Source organism: Actinospica durhamensis (assembly GCF_018139695.1).
Classification (GTDB): domain Bacteria; phylum Actinomycetota; class Actinomycetes; order Streptomycetales; family Catenulisporaceae; genus Actinospica; species Actinospica durhamensis.
This window is the reverse complement of the sequence record NZ_JAGSOG010000452.1, coordinates 1-3,799: the sequence shown is the minus strand read 5'-3', so window position 1 is coordinate 3,799 and position 3,799 is coordinate 1. Positions and strand designations below refer to the sequence as shown.

Sequence of the window (3,799 nt, the reverse complement as noted above, 5' to 3'; positions counted from 1 at the left end):
GCTCGCCCCGACCCCGGAACATTCCGCCCTCCCCGGCAGTTAACGCCTACGTGAGCATCTTCGGTAACCCCTTCAAGAACCACCTGCCGACCCCGGAGGAGGCCCTCCCCGGTCGCCCCGAGCGCCCGTTCCGCCTGGCCGGAACGCACACCGTCCTCGGCACGGAGATCGAGGGCACGCCGGAAGGTCATGAGGAGGCCGTCTTCGGCCTCGGCTGCTTCTGGGGTGCCGAGCGCAAGTTCTGGTGGCACGACGACGTCTACGCCACCGCCGTAGGCTACGCCGGCGGCGCCACCCCGAACCCGACCTACGAAGAGGTCTGCTCGGGCCGCACCGGCCACGCCGAGGTCGTGCGCGCCGTCTACGACCCCAAGGAAGTCAGCTACGAGAGCCTGCTGAAGCTGTTCTGGGAGTCCCACGACCCGACCCAGGGCAACCGCCAGGGCAACGACGCGGGCACCCAGTACCGCTCCATCATCCAGTACACGACCCCCGCCCAGAAGGCCGCCGCCGAAGCCAGCCGCGACGCCTACCAGCAGGTCCTCACCGCAGCCGGCCACGGCCAGATCACCACCACGATCGAGCCCGCCACCGAGTTCTACTACGCCGAGGACTACCACCAGCAGTACCTCAGCGACGCCAAGAACCCCAACGGCTACTGCGGCCTGGGCGGGACCGGTGTCAAGCTGGGTGACCCTGGCGAGGACGTCTGGGGCAGCTGCCCGACCGGGCTCGCGCCTGCGGAGTGATGCGTGACTCTGATCCTGAGCTGGACAAGCTCGCGCGCAGCCTGAACGCAGACGAACAGGCGGCGATCTCACTGCTCGATCTTCAACGGTTGAAGGTCGAGCAGTCACGCATCAACCCGGCGTCGTCAGTACAGCAGACTGAGCCGAGCTACGGAGTCTTCGGCTGCCTCCGCCACTGGCAGCTGTTGGTGAATCGCATGGCGACGGCGTGGCCGGACGCGGATTACTACATGGTCTACGAGTACCTGAACGATCTCACGGTCCGCGATCAGGTTGAGGAGTACCTCGATGCCATGCCGGAACCGCTCGCCGAGAAGATCCACCGCTTCGTAAAGTATGTGGACGATACTTTCGCTGATCTCACCATCCACGACGATGGCGCCGAACTGTCGCAGTACTGGCGCCCACTCGCTGAAGGTCGGGAGGTTCGCTGGTGGTGGCTACGCACGCCCCGCACGCTACCGCGAGGCTGGTGATGGGGGTCGCAAATGGAGCGCCTACGCCCGGCGGGACCGGTGTCAAGCTGGGTGACCCTGGCGAGGACGTCTGGGGCAGCTGCCCGACCGGGCTCGCGCCTGCTGGCGACTGATCGTTGTCCGTACTGCTGGGCATCGCCGGGTGTCCAGCAGTAGCGTACGGTGGGTGTCAGACGCGACCCGCCGCGCTTCCGCACTCCCCCATGCGCTCGACGACTGTCCTGGCCATCGCTGCGCCCGTGAAGCAGAATCCGTATTCATGGGGAGATCGAGAGCAGCGCTGTCGGGCGGACTGGCAAAGTGGTGGGGAGCGCTGGCTGCGGCAGTCCTCATCGGCGCCTGGATAAATCGGACGCTAGGCCCAGCAATCATCATCACGCTGTCGCTGGCTATCACCGCTTGGACTCTCTTCCAGGCGCCCGTGACGTGCGGCGCGCAAGTTCGCGTGCGCGGACGCGAGGTTGAGGGGTGCCGCAACAACGCCCACGGACTCTTGCTCGGCTGCTGGATCCGGCAGCACCGGTTCCAGAAGCTCAAGATGCTCATCCTTCGACGCCAGGTCCGAGAGTTCTGCTCTGGCCTCTTCACGGACGCGAAGTCCACGCTCGTCACCCTGGTTGCGATCAGCACCATCATCTCCGCACTGGTTGCACTGGTCCCCGGCGCCGCGATCAAATAGGCGCGCAGTACCAGCGGTCGGCGAGACACCGGCGTCACACCAAGTGAACTTGGCGAGGATGCGTGACGCAACTCCTCCCCGGGAGGGGCTACGGTGGGCGGTGGGACCGCTGATCCACCGCACAATTTGATCCCCCGCCGCCGCCTGTCACGGGGCATCACGAAGTTCGCTTGAAGCACGATGGACACTTGGTGATCTTGCGCTCACCCAGGGTACTATCTGGCCATGCCCATCCATCGTCGCCCTCAAATTGCGAACGGCTTGCGCGTAGGTAAGGTCTTCGTAGCTGGGGGCCTCCCCACCGTCACATACAACCCGCGGGCATCGCTGGAGCTGGAGCAAACCTTCCAGGACTATCTTGACGAACGGCATCGCATCCTCTCTATTTCGGGCCCAACCAAGACCGGAAAGACGGTCCTGGTCAGGAACATGCTTTCAACGCAGGATGCACTCTGGCTGTCAGGCGGCGCCATCTCGTCTATTGACGGATTTTGGGAAACAATCCTCGATGAGCTTTCGGTATACACTACGATTGAACACGCGACTGACACAGAGGAGCGCAACAGCCGCACCGCTAGCGGGGAAATCGGCATTACCATCGCGAAAGGAAGCAGAGGGGGAAGCTCTGAGATTTCGTCAGCCCAGTCCGATCGCTTAAGCCGAACGCGCCCAGCGGCTTCCACGGCTAGAAAATCACTAATAAGCGCCATGCGAGCAGTCGTCATTGACGATTTTCACTACATCGCACAGCCAGTACAGCTGGAAATCGTTCGCGGACTAAAGGACCTCATCTTCGAGGGCCTACCCGTGGTGGTCATCGCCGTTCCTCATCGCGCATATGACGTCGTCCGAGTAGAGCGCGAGATGACCGGCAGGGTACAGCAGCTTGAAGTGAGTTTCTGGACAAATCAAGAGCTTATGGAAATTGCCACAAAGGGATTTGAGGCGCTAAATGTAGGCGATAGCGGCGCCAATCTTTCGTCTCGGCTTGTCGAGGAGAGCTTCGCGAGCCCGCATCTTATGCAAGATTTCTGCCTCAACATTTGCAAGGATAACGGCATCCGGGAAGCACAAACCAAGACCTTCAAACTGAAGGCGCCGAACTGGTCCAGTTTCTTCATCGAGCGTTCATCTTCAGCGTCAAAGTCAGCTTTCGAGCTGCTGGCGCGTGGTCCGCGGCAGCGAACTGATCGCAAGGCACGAGCTTTGCGAAATGGATCGATCACCGATATTTACGGCGCCGTGCTAGAAGCTATTGCCAAAACTGGGCCACTGACAAGTATTACTTACGAAAACTTGCGTACAGCCCTCAAGGACATCATGTTAGACGAAGCACCTCAGCGGCACGAGGTGACGCGCGTCCTTGAAGAGATGTCGAAAATCGCCCGTGAGCAAATCGAGGGTGAGCCCGTCGTCGATTACGATGACGAATTGGGGACTCTGTATATTTCTGATCCATATTTCGCCTACTTTCTTCGCTGGGGTAGGCGAAGCACGGCGCCCTAGCAAGCTCAGCGGTGGATTACGACGCAAGCGGGAGTCAGCGCGGTTGGAGGTGGCCGTCTCTGCCTCGGCAGGCAAAGCCCTGTCGGCCTCGGCGACCGGTGTCAAGCTGGGTGACCCTGGTGAAGATGTCTGGGGGAGTTGCCCGACCGGGCTCGCGCCTGCCGAATAGGGTGGCAAGGGTGGAGCTTCTCGCGTCTTATTCGAACACACTGCCCCAGGTCACGGAGTTGTGTGAGCGGGTGCGCGGCCTGGAGCGTGAGCCGGAGCCTGCGGGCGAGCCTGGCTGAGTTCGTGCGGGGTGTGGCCAGGGCGTAAGCCCTGGCATCCACCCACAAGGGTGGGTCTAGCGGGTGGGCGGCGCCTCGTCGGCGGGCGTAGCCATACCGGGC

The 3,799-nt window shown here is 62.3% G+C and carries 4 protein-coding genes; all 4 read left to right on the top strand.

Annotated elements, in window-relative coordinates; translation table 11 throughout:
- Positions 1-56 precede the first annotated feature (56 nt).
- Entirely contained in the window at positions 57-749 is a 693-nt protein-coding gene (gene msrA, locus KDL01_RS39690) for a peptide-methionine (S)-S-oxide reductase MsrA (protein WP_368861747.1), read from the top strand.
- Positions 749-1,225 (top strand): hypothetical protein, encoded by a 477-nt coding sequence (locus tag KDL01_RS39685; protein WP_212533886.1) that lies wholly within the window; start codon positions 749-751, stop codon positions 1,223-1,225. The genes msrA and KDL01_RS39685 overlap by 1 nt, the downstream gene beginning before the upstream one ends.
- A 166-nt stretch (positions 1,226-1,391) precedes the next feature.
- Positions 1,392-1,904 carry a hypothetical protein gene (locus KDL01_RS39680; RefSeq protein ID WP_212533885.1) on the top strand — a complete coding sequence of 171 codons (513 nt, stop codon included), beginning with the start codon at positions 1,392-1,394 and terminating at the stop codon, positions 1,902-1,904.
- Positions 1,905-2,129: 225 nt separating this feature from the next.
- Positions 2,130-3,410 (top strand): ATP-binding protein, encoded by a 1,281-nt coding sequence (locus KDL01_RS39675; protein WP_212533884.1) that lies wholly within the window; start codon positions 2,130-2,132, stop codon positions 3,408-3,410.
- The last annotated feature ends 389 nt before the right edge of the window (positions 3,411-3,799 follow it).